17 protein-coding genes are annotated in these 19727 nt (G+C 57.3%); 1 reads left to right on the top strand and 16 read right to left on the bottom strand.

Features of this window, described 5'->3' with window-relative positions:
• Positions 1–73: 73 nt before the first annotated feature.
• From AC2T28_RS18410 to gap, 9 genes are all read right to left on the bottom strand, one after another.
• Entirely contained in the window at positions 74–988 is a 915-nt protein-coding gene (locus tag AC2T28_RS18410) for an FAD:protein FMN transferase (RefSeq protein WP_486750110.1), read from the bottom strand.
• Positions 985–1506: a nitrous oxide reductase accessory protein NosL gene (locus AC2T28_RS18405; RefSeq protein WP_486750109.1), complete on the bottom strand. Its 522-nt coding sequence runs from the start codon at positions 1504–1506 to the stop codon at positions 985–987. The genes AC2T28_RS18410 and AC2T28_RS18405 overlap by 4 nt, the downstream gene beginning before the upstream one ends.
• Positions 1503–2327 carry an ABC transporter permease gene (locus tag AC2T28_RS18400; RefSeq protein ID WP_486750108.1) on the bottom strand — a complete coding sequence of 275 codons (825 nt, stop codon included), beginning with the start codon at positions 2325–2327 and terminating at the stop codon, positions 1503–1505. The genes AC2T28_RS18405 and AC2T28_RS18400 overlap by 4 nt, the downstream gene beginning before the upstream one ends.
• On the bottom strand, positions 2324–3217 hold the full coding sequence (locus tag AC2T28_RS18395; RefSeq protein ID WP_486750107.1) for an ABC transporter ATP-binding protein: 894 nt from the start codon (positions 3215–3217) through the stop codon (positions 2324–2326). Before AC2T28_RS18395 ends, AC2T28_RS18400 begins: the two co-directional genes overlap by 4 nt.
• Positions 3210–4466 (bottom strand): nitrous oxide reductase family maturation protein NosD, encoded by a 1257-nt coding sequence (locus AC2T28_RS18390; protein WP_486750106.1) that lies wholly within the window; start codon positions 4464–4466, stop codon positions 3210–3212. Before AC2T28_RS18390 ends, AC2T28_RS18395 begins: the two co-directional genes overlap by 8 nt.
• A gap of 4 nt (positions 4467–4470) precedes the next feature.
• Positions 4471–6387, bottom strand: a complete 1917-nt coding sequence (gene nosZ / locus AC2T28_RS18385; protein WP_486750105.1) for a TAT-dependent nitrous-oxide reductase — start codon at positions 6385–6387, stop codon at positions 4471–4473.
• 12 nt (positions 6388–6399) lie between these two features.
• Entirely contained in the window at positions 6400–8595 is a 2196-nt protein-coding gene (locus tag AC2T28_RS18380) for a 4Fe-4S binding protein (protein WP_486750104.1), read from the bottom strand.
• Positions 8586–9059, bottom strand: a complete 474-nt coding sequence (locus AC2T28_RS18375; protein ID WP_486750103.1) for a DUF2946 family protein — start codon at positions 9057–9059, stop codon at positions 8586–8588. Before AC2T28_RS18375 ends, AC2T28_RS18380 begins: the two co-directional genes overlap by 10 nt.
• A gap of 225 nt (positions 9060–9284) precedes the next feature.
• Positions 9285–10313 carry a type I glyceraldehyde-3-phosphate dehydrogenase gene (gene gap / locus AC2T28_RS18370; protein ID WP_486750102.1) on the bottom strand — a complete coding sequence of 343 codons (1029 nt, stop codon included), beginning with the start codon at positions 10311–10313 and terminating at the stop codon, positions 9285–9287.
• Between the two features lie 151 nt (positions 10314–10464).
• Here gap and AC2T28_RS18365 point away from each other — a divergent pair, with 151 nt between their 5' ends.
• Entirely contained in the window at positions 10465–11469 is a 1005-nt protein-coding gene (locus AC2T28_RS18365; RefSeq protein WP_486750101.1) for a LacI family DNA-binding transcriptional regulator, read from the top strand.
• 178 nt (positions 11470–11647) lie between these two features.
• On the opposite strand, the gene AC2T28_RS18360 is transcribed toward AC2T28_RS18365, so the two are convergent.
• The 7 genes from AC2T28_RS18360 to AC2T28_RS18330 all read right to left on the bottom strand — a co-directional run bounded on the left by AC2T28_RS18360 (position 11648) and on the right by AC2T28_RS18330 (position 19711).
• On the bottom strand, positions 11648–12793 hold the full coding sequence (locus AC2T28_RS18360) for an iron-containing alcohol dehydrogenase (protein ID WP_486750100.1): 1146 nt from the start codon (positions 12791–12793) through the stop codon (positions 11648–11650).
• Positions 12793–14175: an aldehyde dehydrogenase family protein gene (locus AC2T28_RS18355; protein WP_486750099.1), complete on the bottom strand. Its 1383-nt coding sequence runs from the start codon at positions 14173–14175 to the stop codon at positions 12793–12795. Before AC2T28_RS18355 ends, AC2T28_RS18360 begins: the two co-directional genes overlap by 1 nt.
• A gap of 114 nt (positions 14176–14289) precedes the next feature.
• Complete coding sequence (locus AC2T28_RS18350) at positions 14290–15642, bottom strand: glutamine synthetase family protein (RefSeq protein WP_486750098.1); 1353 nt, start codon at positions 15640–15642, stop codon at positions 14290–14292.
• Between the two features lie 105 nt (positions 15643–15747).
• The gene (locus AC2T28_RS18345; RefSeq protein ID WP_486750097.1) at positions 15748–16782 is read right to left on the bottom strand and encodes a TRAP transporter substrate-binding protein; all 1035 of its coding nucleotides are present in this window, start codon (positions 16780–16782) and stop codon (positions 15748–15750) included.
• 52 nt (positions 16783–16834) lie between these two features.
• The gene (locus tag AC2T28_RS18340; RefSeq protein ID WP_486750096.1) at positions 16835–18337 is read right to left on the bottom strand and encodes a TRAP transporter large permease; all 1503 of its coding nucleotides are present in this window, start codon (positions 18335–18337) and stop codon (positions 16835–16837) included.
• Positions 18337–18933, bottom strand: coding sequence for a TRAP transporter small permease subunit (locus AC2T28_RS18335; protein ID WP_486750095.1), 597 nt, complete (start codon positions 18931–18933; stop codon positions 18337–18339). Before AC2T28_RS18335 ends, AC2T28_RS18340 begins: the two co-directional genes overlap by 1 nt.
• Positions 18926–19711 carry an N-formylglutamate amidohydrolase gene (locus tag AC2T28_RS18330; protein ID WP_486750094.1) on the bottom strand — a complete coding sequence of 262 codons (786 nt, stop codon included), beginning with the start codon at positions 19709–19711 and terminating at the stop codon, positions 18926–18928. The genes AC2T28_RS18335 and AC2T28_RS18330 overlap by 8 nt, the downstream gene beginning before the upstream one ends.
• Positions 19712–19727 lie beyond the last annotated feature (16 nt).

Genomic DNA, 19727 nt, shown 5'->3' with positions numbered 1-19727 from the left:
CAGGCCGAACCGCCCCCCGCGCTGACGCCCACATTGGCATTGCAGCCGGGACCAGCGCAAGGGGCGGAAAGAACTATGTAATAGTGCGCAGCGCCTCTATTTGGGCTCCGGGGAATTGTGCCAGAACCTGCGCGATTTCAGCATCGGTCAGCAAACAGCAAGCGGTGGACAGACCATCTGCAATTGCAGCGGTTGGGGCGGAAATGGAAACCAGAGATTGCTGGATTTGGTGGGTCAAAGTCGGCGGCAAGATATGGCGTCGCGTCTGACCGGACAGATCCGGTGTATCAGGGGCCGAGGTGGACAGCGCATGGTTAGACAGACTGACCCGGTTCACCACTTGGGCTGTTGGATCAGCTACTCCAACCTGCCAGGGCTTGCCATTCGATGAAGTACCTCTGGCAGCGATTTCACCTATGTCGACCAAAACATCCCTCAGGCCAAAACTGCGCAGCAGCGACGCGATACGGTCCGTCACTGCACCTTGGGCAATGCCGTTTAGGGTCAACGCCATACCCTCGCTATGCGGTACAGTGAATTTGACTTGGCGACTGTTAAAGCTCAGGTATTGCCAGTTCGAGGTTTGATGGTGCTCTGGCTGGGCCATCCCTTGGGCAGAGGCAAGCCAAAATGGCTGAATGCTAGGGTCAAACGCTCCACCTGTCGCATCGTGGATAGAGCCCGCCAGACTCAAGACTTCCAGCAGGTCCGAGGACGGGTTGCGTAAATTGCCGTTTGCATTCAATCGCCGGAGTTCAGACCCTTCTTTGTAGAGACTGAAAATCAGTTCCAAACGGGACAACTCTGCCTTAACTGCGTTGAAGATGGGCTGCGCCTCTATCTGCTCCAGTCCTGCAAGTTGTAGCGAAGCCGGGGCTCCCAGCGCTATACCACGCCACGTTGCTGTCGGGAGGGTAGTCGCATGTGCAGGCAAGGCTGCGGTTGCAGCAGAAATCGCCAGAAAACGGCGGCGGGTCAGGGCAGTCATGAAGGGGTTTCCAACTCTTGCGACAAATCAACAGGCGCGAGTGCAGCCGTGTCCGGTATTTCTGAAAACGGCAGCAAATGACCTCCATATCGGTTCAGGAACGGTTCTGCGGCGGTTTCCGAGCTAAATGGTACGATCTCGGGCGCCCCCATGCCGCCTGCCACGCCAGCATCCACGACAAACACGGCGTCATCCAAAGGAATCCAGTTGTCGATACCCGGCTGTTCCCAGCTGGGCGCTACGCTCATATCGCTGACATAGATCGCCGTGATCTTGGCGTCCCGCTCGGGGCTTTTCATATAGGCCACCAAGTCCCGCACCTGAGCAAAGAACAGCGGCGCAGGGAAGCCCTCAAGGTGGATTTGCCCCTTGGGGCCGCCGTGTTCAGCAATGTTCATCTGGCAAAAGAAGCTCAGCGCTTCCTGTGTTAGCTCAACAGGTGGCGGTGGCGCCTTGGCCTCTTCCTCTTTACAGGCGGTTAAGGCGAGGGCGATCAGCAGCGGAATGTGCAGTTTCATGGCTCCACCCTTCCGAATGCAATCCGAGCCAGGCCAAGACCGATTAGCGGCCAAACCAGCAACGACAATGGGGCAGCCCAAGCGGGCAGGGCACTTGCAGCACCTGTCATGCCGCTGGTGACTGCGATGGTTTCAGACGCGGCAATGTTCCAGACACGAAACGCATCGGCTGGGTTGGCGACCATTAGCCAGGGGAACACGGACTGAGTGAACACGCCACCTTCATCCATGACAACCGCGCCCAGCAGGCCAAGGTCGTAAAGAACAACAAAAATCAACCAAAGGGCTGCCGACATCCCCGCCGCAGCGGTAGAGCTGCCAGAGATCGAAGATACCCCATAGCCCAAGGCCAGGAACACAGCCCCCAGCAAGATTGAGGTCGCGATTAAACGTCCAAGCGCCAGGAGGCTGTCAGCCCCAGCTCCGCCCGACCACGCGGCAAGGGCACCAGCGGTGCCAAACCCAACGGTCATGGCAAAGGCAAGCGCAGCTAGGTGGGACAGGAACTTGCCCAACAGGATTTCGCCACGCCCGGCAGGATAAGACAGCAACAGCGACAGGCTGCCACGATCCCGGTCACCGGAGATTGCATCAAAGGACATCATCAAGGCCAGCAATGGTGCAAGATAGACCGACAGGGTGGTCATCGAGGCCACCGAAACAGTGAGCATATCCACGCCCAGACTACCAGTTGGCGCACTGCCTGCAAAGGTCAGCGCCAGGGCAAACAGCACCATGATCAGGGTGGCCATGAACAGCCAGCGGTTACGACGTAGGATCCGCAGCTCGGATCCGGCAATGGCAAGGGCACGCGGGGTCATTGGCGGCTCTCCTTGGCAAAGTGACGATACAGGTCTTCAAGACGGGGTGGGGTCATGCTGAAATCAACAACCACATCCCCCAGCGCCGCAATCCGGCGTAGCTCGGCCATCTTTTGGTCGGCGCTGCAACACAGCTCAACCGAAGCACCGTTGACACGGGTGCCGCCAACCTGCTGTGCCAGTTTCTCAATTTCTCCAGCCCGCGCAGTGATGCGCAGCCGGGTGGGCAGATCCGCCTCGGACGACAGCTCGGCCAGTGTATTGTCGGCCACCTTCTCGCCCTTACGCAGAATGGCGATGCGGTCGGTGCGCGCTTCGACCTCGGTCAGCGCGTGGCTGGCGATCAGCACGGCGGTACCTTGTTCAGCCAGCTCATCAATGATGGCATAAAGGTCTTGGCGTGAGATTGGGTCCAACCCGCTGGTGGGCTCATCTAGCAGCGCCACCTTGGGGCGCCCCAACAGCACCTGTGCCAGCCCCAATCGCTGCCGCATTCCCTTGGAGTAGGTGCCAATCCGGCGATCCAGTGCATCCGCCAGCCCAACCCGCTCCAGCAGGCCAGCAACATCGGCCTTAGCGCCAGACAGATTTGCAAACAGGCTCAACTGCTCGCGACCGGTCAGAGCAGGGTGAAAACTCACCGCCTCGGGCAGAAAAGCGGTACCCCGGCGGGCTGCTGCAGATCCCGGCGCGGCGCCGTTTATCGAAATGCTGCCGCCATGGATCGGTGTCAGGCCCAGGATTGATTTGATCAGGGTCGATTTGCCCGCGCCGTTGTGACCCAGCAGGGCCAAACGTTCTCCGGGGGCGACTGACAGATCAATGTCCTGCAGTACCTGTGTTTTGCCGCGAAACTTGTCCACGGATGTAATGATCAGGCTGTTATCCATCCTGTGCTACCTTATTGCTTGCCGCCGGTTTGACCGGGGCCATCAGCGCATGGCTGTCCATTACTCCACCTGGCAACAGCGCCGGAAAGGCGGCCTGCGACCAGCGCACCAGCTGCACAGCGGGTGAGCCAAGCAACATCTTGGCTGCGGGTTGGGTCCACAAGACGTGGTCCATGCTGTCATTTGGTCGATAGGGGGTATCGGCAATGCCGTTGCCATCTACATCATAGGCGGCAAAGTCGCTCCAGTAATTGCCACGGCCCTGTTCGGACCATTCTACCCATTTGGACGACACGTATTTGACCTGTGTGCGGTTGCCGATGAAACTGTTTTCTACCATGCGGTTGTTGCCCGATCCGGCTGTGAAATGGATGCCGATATCGCAGCCCTGGAACCAGTTGCCGCTGAAATCGTTCTTGTGCGAGTTGTACAAAAACGTGCATTTGCCCGATGCGTCTTTGACATAGTTCCCGGTCACGACGCTTTTGTTGGCATAGTTCATCATAATCCCGTGATCGCGGTCATTCAGCGACACATTGTCGGTGACACGCACACGGGTGGAAAACATCACGGCATACCCCAGGTGGTTGCCGATCGAGATATTGCCGGAAACTTCAGAGTCATCGGCATACATGTAGTGCACCGCAAACCGCAGATCGCGGAAGGTGTTGTTGCGGAACGTGTTTTTCTTGGAGCTGTTGACAAAAATCCCGTCACGACCCCAACGGACCGAATTGTCCTCGACCACAGAACCGGGTGCGTTCCAGACATAGATGCCATTGCCACGCGCGTTCATGTGGCGGTCCTGGCGGCCTTCGACGGTGTTGCCAGCAACCAGTGAATCGCGCGCGCCGTGAATGTCGATGCCATACAGGTTGCCGCGTAGCGTGTTGTTCAGAACTTGCGGCGCCTTCGCCGTCTTGGTCAGTTTGATCCCACTGTCGAGGGTTTCGTGATCTGATCCCGAGCCGACAACCGTAAGGCCGGATACAATAACATCCGGGCCGGTAACAGTAATCACAGTTCCGGTTCCGCCGCCGTCAATCACGGCAACGCCGCGCCCATCCAGGGTGATGGGCCGGTCTAATGTAATGGTTTCGGTATAAGTACCGGGGGCGAGGCGGAGGGTGTCTCCATCCGCCGCCTGCGCCAGTGTTGCCGCAATGGCTCCCGCCCGGTTGGGCACGTCCCACTCAGCCGCCAAAGCAGGTGAGCAGATCAGTGAAACTATGGGTAGGAGCCAACGCATTTTCTTAAGCCTCGCGAGGTTTGACCATCATCCGACCGCGCATCTCCATGTGGAGCGCGTGGCAGAACCACTGGCAGTAGAACCAGTGAACACCGGGGCGTTCAGCAATGAAGGTAACCGATGCGGTTGCCATTGGGCCGATTTCCATGGCGACACCAAAGTTGGCCATACACAGACCGTGGGTCACATCATCCACGTCATCCAGGTTGGTGACATAGATTGTTACTTCGTCACCCTGGTTGACTGTGAATTTCTCCATCGAGAACATAGGCGCCTGGCTGGTCATGTAGACGCGCACCTTGGTTGGATCATCCTTGTCGCGGATGATGTCCTCGGCACCTTCTTCCAGATCGATACCATCAGCTTCGGCCTGAATGCGCGCATCTTCCCACATTGGGTCGTTGCGGTCCCAGACGTTGACCGGGTTCACGATATCACGGCGAACAATGATGCTGTCGTGTGGCTCGGCAAAGGTTGGACCATCGTGGACAACCTTCATCTTGTCACCCGAGATGTCGATCAGCTGCTCGTTTTCAGGCTTCAGCGGACCAACGTTCAGGAAGCGGTCTTTCGAGAACTTGTTCATCGAAATCAGCCACTGGCCATCAGCATCGGCAGTTTCACCCATCGAGGTCGAGTTGTGACCCGGCTGATACTGCACGTCGACTTTGTCGAGGATCGGATCAACATCCGCGCCTGCAAACAGGTCGATTGCCTTCTGGATGTCCCACTTCACCACCTGGCTGTCCAGGAACAGTGTGGTGTAGGCATTGCCCTTGTTGTCGAACGCAGTGTGAAGAGGACCAAGGCCCAGCTCTGGCTCAGCAACGATAGCCGAACGTGGATCAGCGTTATCCGCAAACAGCGCGTCGACTTTCTCAACATCAATGACAGATACGGTTGGCGACAGCTTACCGTTGATCATGATGTGCTTTTTGTCAGGCGCAGCGTTCACACCGTGTGGCGAGTTCGGGATCGGAATGTAGCGAGTGAAGTTCGAACCCGCGTTCTTGCGGCCATCAACCACTTTCACACCGTTCAGCTCTTCGTAGTTACCCGCAGCGATAGCTTCTTCGATGGCCTTGATGTTGAACACAACAACGTGGTCCATTTCGCTCTCGGTCATCTCGGCCAGGGTCATACCCATTTCCGAGTTGTACGAGGTCGAGAAGGCATATTTGCCCTGATAATCACAGTCGGTGTTATCGAGGTTACCCGAGACGATCACCTGCCATGCCACTTCCATCTCGTCGCCATCAATGGCGCTAAATATGTTCACATATTCCGATGGCTCGTCCAAAATTTTACCATCATTCACCAGCGGGGCTTCGTGCTCACCATTGGCAAAGACATAACCGGTGCGTGGGAATTTCTGTGGACGCAGACCGTGGATGTCCATTGCGTTGGGGATCTCGATGATCTTGTCGCACTTCATCACGTCACAGCGCACACGGGCCACACGAGTGTTGGCCTTGTCGTTCATGAACAGGAAACGACCGTCATAAACACCGTCGGTGAACGACATATGTGGGTGGTGAAGGTCACCGTTGTCATATGTTTCCTTGCCGTTAGCCGCCAGGAATTCCTTGGTCTCCGGCAGCAGGCCTTCGGTCAGGATTTTCTTGGATTCGTTGGTCTGACCCCAACCAGTGGCCGAACAGCGGTTGAACACAGGAACGCGCATGAATTCACGCATGGATGGAACACCCATGATGCGCAGCTCGCCGGTCTGACCCGAGGACCAGAAACCGTAATAGTCATCCAGTTCACCTGGCTCCAGTGCGGCTTTGGCCGCAGCGCTTGCCTCTTTGGCGGACATCAGGGTTGCGCCAACACCAGCTGTTGCCATGACGGCGCCAGTCGCTGTCGCACCCAAAAGGCCACGACGGGTGACATTCAGGTTGTTGTCTTGTTCTGACATTGTGTTTCTCCTTCAGGAAACGAGTGATTTTTTGGCGTTCGGGTGGTTCGCCGGTGGCTGTCCGATGGGCATTTTCATGTCGGCAGCGCCAACCTTGGCGCGGCGTTTGATCTGTTTGATCACCACCGGGCACTTGCTTTCGGACTGATAGAGAACCTGACAATGCAGGCAGTCGACGCACTCGTTCGGGTTGATTTCACCAGTTGGGTGAATGGCCTGAACGGGGCATTCGTTGGCACAGGTCTGACATGGGCTGCCGCATTCCTTGTAGCGGCGCAGCCAGTCAAACATGCGGATACGGGCGGGGATCGCCAGTGCGCCACCCAGCGGGCACAGATAGCGACAATAGAAACGTTCGATAAATAGACCAGCAACCAGCAGCAGCACGGCAAAGATGACAAAGGGCCATTCGCGTACGAACTTCAGGATGATCGCGGTCTTGAACGGTTCCACCTCGGCATAGGTCTCGGCCAGTGTCATCGACACCATCGACAGACCAAACAGACCAAGGAAAATCATGTACTTCAGCGGCCACAGGCGCTCGTGCAGGCCCCAGGGCAGGGTCCACTGCGGCACCTTCAGCGCGCGCGCTGCCTTGTTCAGCAATTCTTGCAGCGCGCCAAACGGGCACAGCCAGCCACAGTACGCTCCACGACCCCAGAACAGCAGGGCAGCGGCGATGGCAAACCACTGGATGAATACCAGCGGATCCATCAGGAAAGCATCCCAGGTAAAGCCACTGCGCAGGCTACCGGCCAGGGCCATCAGGTTGACCACCGACAGCTGTGCATTTGCGTACCAGCCCAGGAAAACAAGGGTGAAGCTCAGGTAGCCAATGCGGAACCAGTAGAACACATTGGCATTCATGGTTGCATGGAACTGGAAGAAGAAGACCCCAGTCAGAACCAAAAGCATGATGCCCAAGATGCCGATCTCAACGGTCTTGTCTTTCCAGATCCGCTGCCATAGCGCGGATTTGGCGGCGGCCTCATCTGTGTCGCTGTTGACAATGACAGGGGCCGCAACCGGCAGCAGGTACTGCTCGGGCAGTTTGTAGCCCAGATCAAAAGTCAGGAATGTCTTCTCAACCGCGCCAACAGCTCGTTGGGCCAGCAGTTGCAGGCGGAAGGGTTCAGCCGGGTCAAACTCAGCATCCGCTGGGACCTTGAAGATGTCCAACTCAGCAAAACTGGGGCTGTCAGCAGTGGCCAGATCGCCCAGACGACGTTGCTGTTTGTCAAAGAAACGAACCGAGTTGTCGCCCTGGATCAGCTGGATACGGTCAAAGATACCACCGCGCACATAGCCGGACCCTTTAAAGCTATAGGCCCCACGACCCAATACCAGAATGGCTTGTTCTCCGTCCTCCAGCCACTCGGTCAGGTTCTGATACTCGGCATCGCCTAACAGGCTGCGACCGATAGAAGGGACCGAAACCAGCGCCATGTGCATGTCGATATAGGTATCGTCGGGTTCACCCGGCTCTGGCCGTTTTGCGGCACGCGCATCACCGGTAGCCTCAAACGCGGAGTTGATCTGGCCAATGTCCAAGGTCAGGCGGCGCACCGATCCGTCACCGGATAAAGCGGACCAGTCATAAGTCGCTTCTTGCGCCATATCGACTTCGCGTTTCGGACCATCAGCAACCTGTGGCGACAACCCGCCCAGACCAAGCAGGCGCGAGACTTTGATACCTGCCCGCACTAGGCTGTCGTCGATAACCATGATGGTCACGGTGGCACCGGATATGATGTCCAGATCATGGGCTTCACCACCAGTGGCGGCTTCGGCTTTCAGATCAAGGCCAGCATAACCTTCGGTCAGGGCGATCATTTTGGAGTTTGGGATGCCGATCAGGATAATCGGTTCCGAGTGTTTGACCAGTTTCACACCAGTCAGCACCGCGTCACTGTCAATTGCAGCGACAACATGGATGGGCTTGCCGGAATAGCCGGTGGTGCCGACAAAATCAGAGGTCAGGAATGCCCAGGCCACAGGTTTGCCATCCTTCAGGACAGGGGCAACTTTGGTGTCCGGTGACACCGGGCCAAAGGTCTCGGCTCCGGGGGCTAATTCTGCAGGGGACAGGTCGGCAAGAAAGCTGGCAAGGCTATCGGCCTTGGCGTTCGAGGCGACCATGAAAAGAGTGGTTACGAGGAGGCAGGCAAGTGTTTTTGCGAGGCTCGGGATCGCGCGTCTTAAGTCCATGACGCACCTCCTTTGCTAAGAGTTTCGTCAATGGATGGGCGACAGATGCTGTCGCTATAAATCTTGGTGTGCACCGGCGGTCCGCGGTTGTCTGGCCAGAAATGGGCCGGGTTCGCCGCGACACTGATATCGGATTTCCCAAATGTGAGCGGCGCGCTGTGGATGCTCACCTGATGTTGGGTCGACGGGAATACTGCGCTGGACAAGGTCAGGGTGGTGCAGAATTTGCACTCACCGCAGTCCGGGCAATCTGGTGACTCGTCATCCGACAAGTCTACCCGCATCAGTGTGGGGCCATCGCTGCCACAGATCTCCATCCATTCCCCGGCACTGGCCGAGCCTGCATAGACAGGCGAAAGTAGCTGCAAAACCAGCGCACAAATTCCCAACACAGCGCACAGCCATGCAGGGGTAGGGCGTCGCTTGTGCGGGTTGGATTGTTTGGTTGCGCGGGGGGGTACCATCGGAGGGCCCAATATTGTTTCTTCGCAACCGGGATACTCCCGCTTGTGGTCCAGCAACTTTGATCTCGCGCAAATAAATTGTTTAATTTCAAAATACTAAAGGTGCCGCAAATATGTATGTTATCGCCATCGGGTGCCTATAAACCAAAGAAAAAACCCGCAAGCACAGGCTTGCGGGCAGTTGGTCACAGGAAGAGAGACAGAAAAAGAAGCTGTGTGGTGGATCTAGCTGGCCAGCGATAGTTTCTGAGATTGCATCAGCGCGCCGATGTGGCGGCCAGTGTCGATCATCCGATTTGAGAAGCCCCATTCGTTGTCATACCAGGCCACAACCCGCACCAGCCCGTCCTCGGTCACCTTGGTCTGCGCGGCGGCAAAGCACGACGAATGAGGATCATGGTTGAAGTCGATCGACACCATTGGGTCCTCTTCATAGGCCAGAATACCGGCCAGATCGCTCTCAGCAGCGGCTTGTATAGCCTGATTGATCGCCTCGGCCGTGGCAGGACGCTCAGGCACAAAGCTGAGATCGACCAGCGACACATTGGGGGTAGGGACCCGGATCGCCGAGCCTTCCAGGCGGCCCTTCAGATGTGGCAGCACTTCAGAAATCGCCTTGGCCGCCCCGGTCGAGGTTGGGATCATCGAAACCGAGGCCGCGCGGGCCCGATACAGATCCTTGTGGCTGGTGTCATGGGTTGGCTGGTCGCCGGTAAAGGCATGAATGGTGGTCATATAACCGGTCTTGATGCCAAATGCAGTGTCCAGCACCTTGGCCATCGGGGCCAGACAGTTGGTGGTGCAGGATGCGTTCGAAACGATCACATCATCCGCCGTCAGATCATTGTGATTGACGCCATAGACAACAGTACGGTCCACTTCTTTGCCCGGTGCCGAAATCAGCACCCGCTTAGAGCCATTTTGGAGATGTTTCGCAGCGGAATCGCGGGTGGTGAACAGCCCGGTGCATTCATAGGCAATGTCGACATCCTGCCACGGCAGCTCTTCGGGATTACGAATCGCGGTCAGCTGAATGCTGTTGCGACCAATCTTCAGCACCCCATCGGCCAATGAAATCGGGGCCCGCAAACGGCCATGCACACTGTCGTATTTCAGCAAATGCACCAGCGTTTCGGGCGGGGAGAGATCATTGATCGCAACAACTTCGATGTCGCGGGTGTCATTTTCGATCAGCGCGCGCAATACGCCACGGCCGATCCGTCCAAAACCATTGATTGCAATTTTCAGGGTCATTTTAAACTCCGACGAGGGTGCTCGAGTCTGTTATCAACTTCGTTATCGATAACGGTTGTGCTATCGTTATCGCTAACGGGTGCGAAAATCAAGTCCTGATATGGTGGGGAACCTCCTTGTGATCACTGCCGGAGTAGTTGAGAATATGGCCATGACGAAAAAACTATTGCTCAAAGATGTGGCCCAATTGGCGGGGGTCAGCGAAATGACGGCCTCGCGGGCACTGCGCGGCGCGCCGGATGTGTCACAAAAGACCAAGGCCAAGGTTGTCGAGATTGCCCGTCTTCACGGTTATGTTCCTAACCGCATTGCCGGGTCGCTGTCGTCGCAGTCGGTCAACCTGGTGGCGGTGGTGGTGCCGTCGCTCAACAGCTTTGTCTTCCCTGAGGTGCTGTCAGGTATTTCCGCCACCCTTAAAGATAGCCCGCTGAAACCCGTTGTCGGGATCACCGGCTATGATCTTGAGGAAGAAGAAGAAGTTATCCGTGAAATGCTTAGCTGGCAGCCTTCGGGTCTGATTGTGGCCGGGCTGGAACACAGCGAGCCGACCCGCAAAATGCTGCAACAGGCAGATATCCCAGTGGTCGAGGTGATGGATGTCGACGGCGATCCGGTGGGGCACTGCGTTGGTATTTCTCATCTTGAGGCCGGTCGCGACATGGCCGAACTGATCTTGTCGCGCGGTTATGGTCGCATCGGCTTTATCGGCACCAAGATGCCGCAGGATTTCCGCGCCCGAAAACGCTTTGACGGTTTTGTCGATGGGTTGGCGGCGCAGGGCATGAGCCTGCACGACCAAGAGCTTTATTCCGGGGATTCCTCGATTGAAACAGGTCGGCAACTTACCGCCAGCATGATGCAGCGCAATCCTGATCTGGAGTGTATTTACTACTCAAGCGATGTGATGTCGGTGGGCGGCCTGATGCATTGCCTGGCCGAGGGCGTATCGGTGCCCGGAGATGTGGCACTGGCGGGGTTCAACAATCTTCAATTGTTGAAGGGGCTACCACTAGATTTGGCCACCACCGACGCCTGCCGCCGACAGATCGGCGAACGCGCCGCGCAGATCATTCTGCAAGCGCGCGAGGCCAAGGGTGATATGGATTCGGTGCTAGAGGTCCTGCGCCCGACCATCAGTCTAGGTGCGTCTCTTTAGTACGTCTTTCAAAGAGATTGCGATTTCCCGGTGGAACACCGGGCTGCACGCGCCCGCCCCCAGGCGGGTGCATGCGCACCCACCTCGGTCGGGCGCAGCCCTCATTTGATTGATCCTGAAAACAAAAAAGCCCCCCAGCCTAAGGCCAGGGAGCTATAGCCGTGAGTGGCCTGGGTCGTTACAGGGCTGCTTTGAACAGCTCTGTAAGGTTTGCTTCGGTCAGCTCAACTGGGTTGCCGCCGCAGGATGGGTCGATGATCGCGCCTTTGACCAGCTCTGGAATGCTGGCCTCGGTCACGCCCAACTCAGACAGCTTGCGTGGAATGCCCATGCTGTCGTTCAGTTCGTCCACATAGGCGCGGAAGCCGTCAAAGCCGCCGTCGATGCCCAAATAGGCAGCCGCTTGGTCAAAGCGATCAGCAATGGCGCTAGCATTGAATTTCAGCACTTCGGGCATACAGACCGCATTGGTGGTGCCGTGGTGGGTGTTGAACACCGCGCCAATCGGGTGGCTCATGGCGTGAATAGCGCCCAGCCCTTTTTGGAAACCAGTGGCGCCCATCGCAGCGGCTGACATCATCTGCGCACGCGCTTCAATGTCGGTGCCATCGGCATAGGCGCGCGGCAGGTAGTCCTTGACCAGACGCATACCTTCTAGCGCGATGCCCTGTGACATTGGGTGGTAGTGTGGGGACGAGAACGCCTCGACACAGTGAGCAAAGGCATCCAGACCGGTGCCAGCAGTGATGAACCTGGGCATGCCCACGGTCAGTTCAGGGTCACAGATCACCACCGTTGGCAGTACCTTGGGGTGAAAGATGATCTTCTTGGCGTGGGTGACACTGTCGGTGATCACGCTGGCACGGCCCACTTCGGAACCGGTGCCGGCAGTGGTTGGCACGGCAATGATCGGCGCGATGGCGTCGGCATCCGCGCGGGTCCACCAGTCGCCAATGTCTTCAAAATCCCACAGCGGACGGGTTTGACCCGCCATAAAGGCAACCATCTTACCCAGATCCAGACCGGATCCACCGCCAAAGGCAATCACACCGTCATGACCTCCTTCGTTATACGCGGTAACGCCAGCCTCAAGGTTCTTCTCGTTTGGGTTGGGATCAACTTCCGAGAACATGCCGCGGCCCAGACCGGCGGCTTCCATGATGTCGAGCGTCGACTGGGTTACAGGCAGGCTTGCCAGCCCTTTGTCTGTGACCAACAGTGGCTTTTTGATGCCTGCAGCAGCACAGGCGTCTGCCAGTTCCTTGATCCGGCCAGCGCCGAATTTGATTGCGGTCGGGTAGGACCAGTTTCCAACAAGGCTCATCAGCTTGTCACCTTCTTTAGATGGTAGGATTTGGGGCGTGTCAGGTTATGGAACCCGATCACCGAAAGGCCGCCACCGCGACCCGTGTCTTTGCAGCCGGTCCAGCACAGGCCCGGATCCAGATAGTCAGCCCGGTTCATGAACACGGTGCCGGTTTCAATCTGGTCGCCAACCGCTTGCGCGCGGTCCACGTCCTGCGTCCACAGCGATGCGGTCAGGCCAAACTGGCTGTCGTTCATCAGCGCGATGGCTTCTTCGTCCGATGACACCTTCATGATGCCAACCACAGGGCCAAAGCTTTCGTCCTGCATGACGCGCATGTCGTGGGTCACGTTGGTCAGGATCTGTGGCGTCAGATAGGCGCCGCCGTCATCCTCGGCCATAGTGTCGATATGGGCCACTGCGCCTGCTTCAACAGCTTCGGCAATTTGATCACGCACTTCCTGGGCAAAGCGCACGTTGGCCATCGGGCCAATGGTGGTTTCCTCGTCCAGCGGGCTGCCCAGATTGTAGCCTTTGACGATGTCAATCGCCTCGGCCAGAAACGCATCATACAGGCTTTCGTGCACATAGATGCGCTCGATCCCACAACAGCACTGGCCCGAGTTGAACATGGCGCCATCAATAAGCGTATCAACAGCTGCATCCAGATCGGCGTCTTCCATGACATAGCCCGGATCTTTGCCGCCCAGCTCGGTGCCTACACCAGTAAAGGTGCCAGCCGCAGCGCGTTCCATCGCCTTGCCGCCACCGACCGATCCGGTGAAGTTGACAAAGTTGAACGCCTTCTTGGCGATCAGCTCAGACGTGGTGTCGTGGTCCAGGAACACGTTCTGGAACACGTCTTCGGGCACACCCGCACTGTGGAAGGCTGCTGCCATCCGCTCGCCTACCAGCAGGGTTTGCGTGGCGTGTTTCAGCACAACGGTGTTGCCTGCAATCAGGGCAGGGGCCACAGTGTTGATCGCGGTCATGTATGGATAGTTCCACGGCGCAACCACCAGCACCACGCCGTGGGGCACGTGCTTGATGTAACGCTTGAACGTGGCGTCTTCACCAACCTCGATATCGGCCAAAGCCTCTTCAGCGATGCTGGCCATATGGCTGGCACGCTCATTAAAGCCACCAAACTCGCCGCCAAAGCGTACCGGGCGACCCATCATATGGGCCAGTTCTGGAACGATCTCATCGTTCATCGCACCAACTGCCGCAACACCGGCCATCACCAGTTCGGTGCGTTCCGCCAGTGGGCGGGCTGCCCAGGCCGCCTGTGCCGCGCGGGCACGGTCGGTGGCGGCAAACGCCGTGTCTTGCGACAGGGTATCGCGTTCTGCATAGACCGATCCATCGATCGGCGAGATACATTTCAGTGTCTGGCCCATTGCCAAACCTCCAGCTTCAGGGGCAGCAATTGCCCTGTTTCACTCTTCAAAGTTTTTCCTAAACCACCGCCAGACAATCCCTACAGGTAGCTGGCGGTGGGATTATGAATTCAATCAGACCTGTTCGAAACCGCGGGCGATTTCATAGTCGGTCACAACGCGATCAAAGTCCTCGACCTCGACCTCAGCCGCGCGGGTGTAGTGGTCTACTACGTCGTCACCGAGAGCTGCGCGCAGCATCTCGGACCCCTTCAACGTGGCCGCTGCATCGCGCAGAGTGCCCGGGATCATGCCGGTGTTGCCCTGATAGACGTCACCCTTGGATGGCTCTTGCAACTCCAGACCTTCTTCAATCCCGGCAATCCCCGCGGCCAGCATGCCAGCCATTGCCAGATAGGGGTTCATGTCGGACCCCGGAATGCGGCATTCAACACGGATCGCCTTGGAGCCTACACCACACAGGCGGTAACCTGCGGTGCGGTTGTCCACCGACCAGATGATCCGGGTCGGGGCAAAGGTGCCCTTCATGAAGCGTTTGTAGCTGTTGATATAGGGCGCCATAAAGGCGGTATAGTCAGGCGCGTATTTCAGCAGGCCTGCCATATAGTTCTTCATCAGAGGTGACATGCCCAGCGGGTCGCTCTCATCAAAGAACGCAGGGGCGCCATCTTTCCACAGTGACTGGTGCACGTGGCTAGAGGATCCAACTTTGTCGTGGCTCCACTTGGGCAGAAAAGTCACCGCGTGACCCTCTTGATGCGCGATCTCCTTGATCGCGTGCTTGGCGATAGTGTGATATTCAGCCGTGTTCATCGCATTGGCGTATTTGATGTTGAGCTCTTCCTGGCCGGTTTCGGCCTCGCCCTTGGAGTTCTCGATCGGCAGGCCCGCATCCCACAGGTGGTTGCGGATTGGGCGCATCACGTGTTCCTCGCGCGAGGTCTGCATGATGTTGTAATCTTCGTTGACGCCAGAAATCGGCTCCAGATCGCGGTAGCCCGACTTGCGGATCTCGTCAAAGCTCTTCTCGAACAGGAAAAATTCCAGCTCGGTGGCGGTCATCGGCTCGTACCCCATGGCCTGCAAACGCTGAACCTGTTTCTTCAGGATCGCACGCGGCGAGTGGGGGACTTCTTGGTGGGTGTGGTGATCCAGAACATCACAGAGCACCATCACGGTGCCCTCCAGCCATGGCACTGGGCGAAGCGTAGACAGGTCGGGCTTCATGACGTAATCGCCATAGCCGCGTTCCCAGCTGGTGGATTCGTAACCATCGGGTGTGGCCATCTGCAGATCAGTGGCCAGCAGGTAGTTGCAGCAATGGGTTTCTTCCCAGGCGCCAGCCACAAAGTGACCAGCATGGAAGCGTTTGCCCATCAGGCGGCCCTGCATGTCCACCAGGCAGACCAGAACGGTATCAACGGTGCCATCGGCAACCTGTTCTTTAAGCGTGTCGAAGGAAAGCATGAGCAACCTTTGTAATGTTAGGCCGGGCAATCAATTTGCATCCGGAAATTGTCAATGAAGGGAGCTGGCCCACGTGGGGCCAACTCCGATGATATGTAGTCAGTCTTAGCCGTAACGGTAAGGGCGGCCAGCCGCCTGCATGTCGGCGTTGTACTTCTTGAAGATCTCGACAACTTTGGCCTTTGTGGGGCTCTCGGCTGCGATTTCGTCCCAGAACTTGACCGCTGCGTCTTCGACGGTCTTCCACTCTTCATCAGGGATCGAGGTGAGCTCCATTTTCGGACCGTTGACCCGCAGGGAAGCTTCGCCACCCCAGTACCACCACTGACGATAGTAGTGTGATTGGTCACAGCAGGCACGGAACAGGGTCTGCATGTCTTCTGGCAGCTCGTTCCAACGGCCCTGGTTGGCAAAGAAAGAACCAGCCCAAGCGCCCGAGATGTTGTTGGTCAGGAAGTAGTTGGTCACGTCAGCCCAGCCAACGGTGTAATCTTCGGTGATACCGGACCATGCAATGCCGTCCAGCTCGCCTGTTTGTACCGCAACTTCGATGTCTTCCCATGGCAGTGTCACAGGAACAACGCCGAACTGGCTTAGGAAACGACCAGCAGTTGGGAAGGTAAAGACGCGCTTGCCCTTCAGGTCAGCCAAGGACCGGATTGGGTCTTTGGTGGCAAAGTGGCACGGATCCCATGCACCAGCCGAGATGTGCTTGACGCCAACCTTGGAATACTCTTCGTCCCAGATCTCGTTCAGGCCGTACTGGTTGAACAGCACAGGCACGTCGAGCGAGTAGCGCGAACCAAACGGGAAATAGCCGCCAAACACGGTGACTTCGGTTGGTGACGCCATCGAGTCATCGTCGGACTGAACCGCGTCGATGGTGCCGCGCTGCATGGCGCGGAACAGCTCACCCGTTGGGACCAGCTGATCGGCATAGAACAGTTCGATCTGCATGCGGTCGCCTGCGATCTTGTTGAACATGTCGATAGCCGGCTTGATCACGTGCTCACCCAGTGATGCACCCGCATAGGTCTGCATGCGCCACTTGATGGTGGACTGAGCAATGGCAGGTGTTGCCAGTGGTGCAGCAACTGCACCAGCGCCAGCTGCGGCTAAAAACTTACGTCTTGTCGTCATAGTCATTTCTCCTTGTTAAGAATGCGGCCCCCTGGCGGGGCTCTTTTTGGGATTATTTTCCGTAAACGTAGTCAGGTAGCCACGTGGCAATCTGCGGGAAGATCATGACCAATGCGAGGGCCGAAACCATGATCAGCGCAAAGGGGATGATCGACACGTAGATGTCGCGCAGCGAAATCTCGGGTGGGGCCATCGCCCGCATCAGGAACAGGTTGTAGCCAAACGGCGGTGTCATATAGGCGATCTGCGTGGTGATGGTGTACAGCACGCCGTACCAGATCAGGTCAAAGCCCAGCTCGCCCACCAGCGGCACATAGAGCGGTGCCACAATCACCAGCATGGCGGTGTCATCCAGGAAAGTGCCCATCAGCAGGAAACTAACCTGCATCAGGATCAGGATCATCCAAGGGCTCAGACCCAGCTGGCTGGTGAACAGATCCTTGATCGCGTTGACCGCGCCAAGACCGTCAAAGATCGCTCCAAAGCCAAGCGCGGCCAAGATGATCCACATGAACATGCAGGAAATGCCCAGTGTCGAACGGACGGATGTTTCAAACACCTCTTTGTTCATCCGACCCTTAAGAACCGCCGCCACAAAGGCGGTCATCGCCCCAATGGCCGAGCTTTCCACCAGCGAGGTCCAGCCGTTGACAAAGGGCACCATCATCGCGGCAAAGATCGCCAGCGGCAGCACACCCGAGAACAGCAACCGGTGCTTTTCTTTCATAAAGATGTCTTTGAAGAACATCGGGTTGTGGCGCAGGGCAAAGGACCCAACCGCAGCAGCCAGCGCAATTCCGGCAGTGGTTTTGGCATCGGACAGGCCAGTCATTGCCAGCAGAGGCAGCAGGATCAGCGCAGCCAGAACAATGTAGTTCAACCGCAGCGGATGGTCGGAAATCTGTTCGAATTCGGCCAGATCCTCGGGCTTCATGGCTGGCCCCAGATGCGGTTGAATACGGGCGCGCAGATAGATGTAGATGATGAACATGGTCGCCATCATCAGCCCCGGCAGTACACCCGCCAGCCACAGCTGACCTACGGGTTGGCGTGCGATCATCGCATACAGGACCAGCACCACCGACGGCGGCACCAGAATGCCAAGCGACGATCCGGCCTGAACAACACCGGTCACCAGAACCTTGTCATAACCCCGGCGCAACAGCTCGGGCAGGGCGATGGTGGCGCCGATGGCCATACCAGCAACTGACAGACCGTTCATAGCAGACACCAGAACCATCAAGCCGATGGTGCCGATGGCAAGGCCACCTTTGACCGGTCCCATCCAGACGTGGAACATTTTGTACAGGTCGTCAGCAATTTTCGATTCTGACAGCACGTAGCCCATGAAAATGAACATCGGCAGCGTCAGCATTGGATACCATTTCATCAGCTTCATCGCTGCGGCAAATGGAATATCCGACCCGCCGACGCCCCACAGGGCCATACCAGCAGCGGCTCCGATAAAGCCGATGGCGCCAAACACCCGTTGGCCGGTCATCAGCATCAGCATCATGCCGCTGAACATCAGGATTGCGATCAATTCATATGACATCAGAGGTCAACTCCACGAAGACGTCCGATATCCCGGAACAGTTCTGCAAGGCTTTGCAACAGCATCAGGATGACACCGACGCAAAGCATGGATTTTACCGGCCACAGGAAGGGTCGCCAAGCGGTTGGGCTGCGTTCCAGATAGCCGAGCTTTTCGCTGGCTCCGGTCACACCTTCGGTCAGGAAGGTCTTGAAGAGATCCCAGAAGAACGAGAACGGCTCGACCCCGAAATAGCCAATGGAATAGGCGGTTGATCCCACCGCGCCGTACAGCAGCACGCCGAGATAGAAGATCAGGAACAACACGGTAAAGGCATCAATCCAGGCCTTGGTCTTGGTTGACCAGCCGCCATAAAACAGATCCATCCGCACGTTAGATCCCATCTGGATCGAATAAGGTCCGCCCAGGATGTAATAGGCCACCATCACAAACTGTGCAGTCTCAAGCGTCCAGATCGACGGATAGAAAAATGTCTTGGAAATCGACGACCACAACAGCACGCCAACCAGCACAAAGATCAGGTACATGGCGATCCGGCCGATAAATCGGTTCATCGCGTCCACGCCGCGGATATATCCGGTTATCACTCTAGGCATTGTCGCCCCCTTGTTGCGCCAGATCTGCCAGCGCGGGCTGGATCAGGGTCAATAGCTCTTCGGCCATTGCGGTTTCTTCCTCTGGCGTGCGCACCAGATCGTTGCGCACCTCGATCATCACATTGGCCAGACCGTGGGCCAGACCGTGGATCCGCAATGAGTGGGTGACGCCGTCTTGTGGGCCATAGGGTTCATTGCGCTCGACAAGACGGTTTGGCAGCAGATCGGCATGGGCCAGCATGGCATCCGCCATGGCGCTGTCGTCATCATGCAAAATGCCAATCTCAACCGCACGCTGCTGGCCGTAATAGACCGGGGTAAAGCTGTGAATGGTAATCAGAATGGTCTGCAATCCTGCGGCTTTGCGCGCCTGAACCACATCGCTGACAGTATCACAGAACGGGATATAGATCTCGTCGGTTCGCGCCTGACGCTGCGTCGCAGTCAGGTTCTGGTTACCGGGCACTTCGATCAGTTCAGACTTCGCGGGCATGGCTGATGCCGCTTCGGGAGGGCGATTGCAGTCATAAACCAGTCGCGACACCCGGCTTGCCACCATGGGTGAATTCAGGACTTCGCTTAGATACAGTGCAATGTTCCGTGCGCCGGGGTCCCATGCAGCATGGCTGTCGCGATCCTCGGCCCGCAGTCCCAACCCAGAATAGGCATCAGGAATGTGATTGCTGGCGTGCTCGCACAAGATCAACGCAACACCGGATCCCTCCGGGTTGTTGATTTCCACGACCTCAGCGTGAGCGTTGGATTCGCCCAAAGACATACATGACTCCCCATTT

It is taken from the genome of Parasedimentitalea nitratireducens (genome assembly GCF_057444295.1).
Note: the sequence above shows the minus strand (reverse complement) of the source record. Positions and strands in the feature narration are given on the sequence as shown.

Coding starts and splice junctions, on each gene's coding strand:
- AC2T28_RS18410 (WP_486750110.1), bottom strand. CDS start 988: ATGACTGCCCTGACCCGCCGCCGTTTTCTGGCGATTTCTGCTGCAACC.
- AC2T28_RS18405 (WP_486750109.1), bottom strand. CDS start 1,506: ATGAAACTGCACATTCCGCTGCTGATCGCCCTCGCCTTAACCGCCTGT.
- AC2T28_RS18400 (WP_486750108.1), bottom strand. CDS start 2,327: ATGACCCCGCGTGCCCTTGCCATTGCCGGATCCGAGCTGCGGATCCTA.
- AC2T28_RS18395 (WP_486750107.1), bottom strand. CDS start 3,217: ATGGATAACAGCCTGATCATTACATCCGTGGACAAGTTTCGCGGCAAA.
- AC2T28_RS18390 (WP_486750106.1), bottom strand. CDS start 4,466: ATGCGTTGGCTCCTACCCATAGTTTCACTGATCTGCTCACCTGCTTTG.
- nosZ (WP_486750105.1), bottom strand. CDS start 6,387: ATGTCAGAACAAGACAACAACCTGAATGTCACCCGTCGTGGCCTTTTG.
- AC2T28_RS18380 (WP_486750104.1), bottom strand. CDS start 8,595: ATGGACTTAAGACGCGCGATCCCGAGCCTCGCAAAAACACTTGCCTGC.
- AC2T28_RS18375 (WP_486750103.1), bottom strand. CDS start 9,059: ATGGTACCCCCCCGCGCAACCAAACAATCCAACCCGCACAAGCGACGC.
- gap (WP_486750102.1), bottom strand. CDS start 10,313: ATGACCCTGAAAATTGCAATCAATGGTTTTGGACGGATCGGCCGTGGC.
- AC2T28_RS18365 (WP_486750101.1), top strand. CDS start 10,465: ATGACGAAAAAACTATTGCTCAAAGATGTGGCCCAATTGGCGGGGGTC.
- AC2T28_RS18360 (WP_486750100.1), bottom strand. CDS start 12,793: ATGAGCCTTGTTGGAAACTGGTCCTACCCGACCGCAATCAAATTCGGC.
- AC2T28_RS18355 (WP_486750099.1), bottom strand. CDS start 14,175: ATGGGCCAGACACTGAAATGTATCTCGCCGATCGATGGATCGGTCTAT.
- AC2T28_RS18350 (WP_486750098.1), bottom strand. CDS start 15,642: ATGCTTTCCTTCGACACGCTTAAAGAACAGGTTGCCGATGGCACCGTT.
- AC2T28_RS18345 (WP_486750097.1), bottom strand. CDS start 16,782: ATGACGACAAGACGTAAGTTTTTAGCCGCAGCTGGCGCTGGTGCAGTT.
- AC2T28_RS18340 (WP_486750096.1), bottom strand. CDS start 18,337: ATGTCATATGAATTGATCGCAATCCTGATGTTCAGCGGCATGATGCTG.
- AC2T28_RS18335 (WP_486750095.1), bottom strand. CDS start 18,933: ATGCCTAGAGTGATAACCGGATATATCCGCGGCGTGGACGCGATGAAC.
- AC2T28_RS18330 (WP_486750094.1), bottom strand. CDS start 19,711: ATGTCTTTGGGCGAATCCAACGCTCACGCTGAGGTCGTGGAAATCAAC.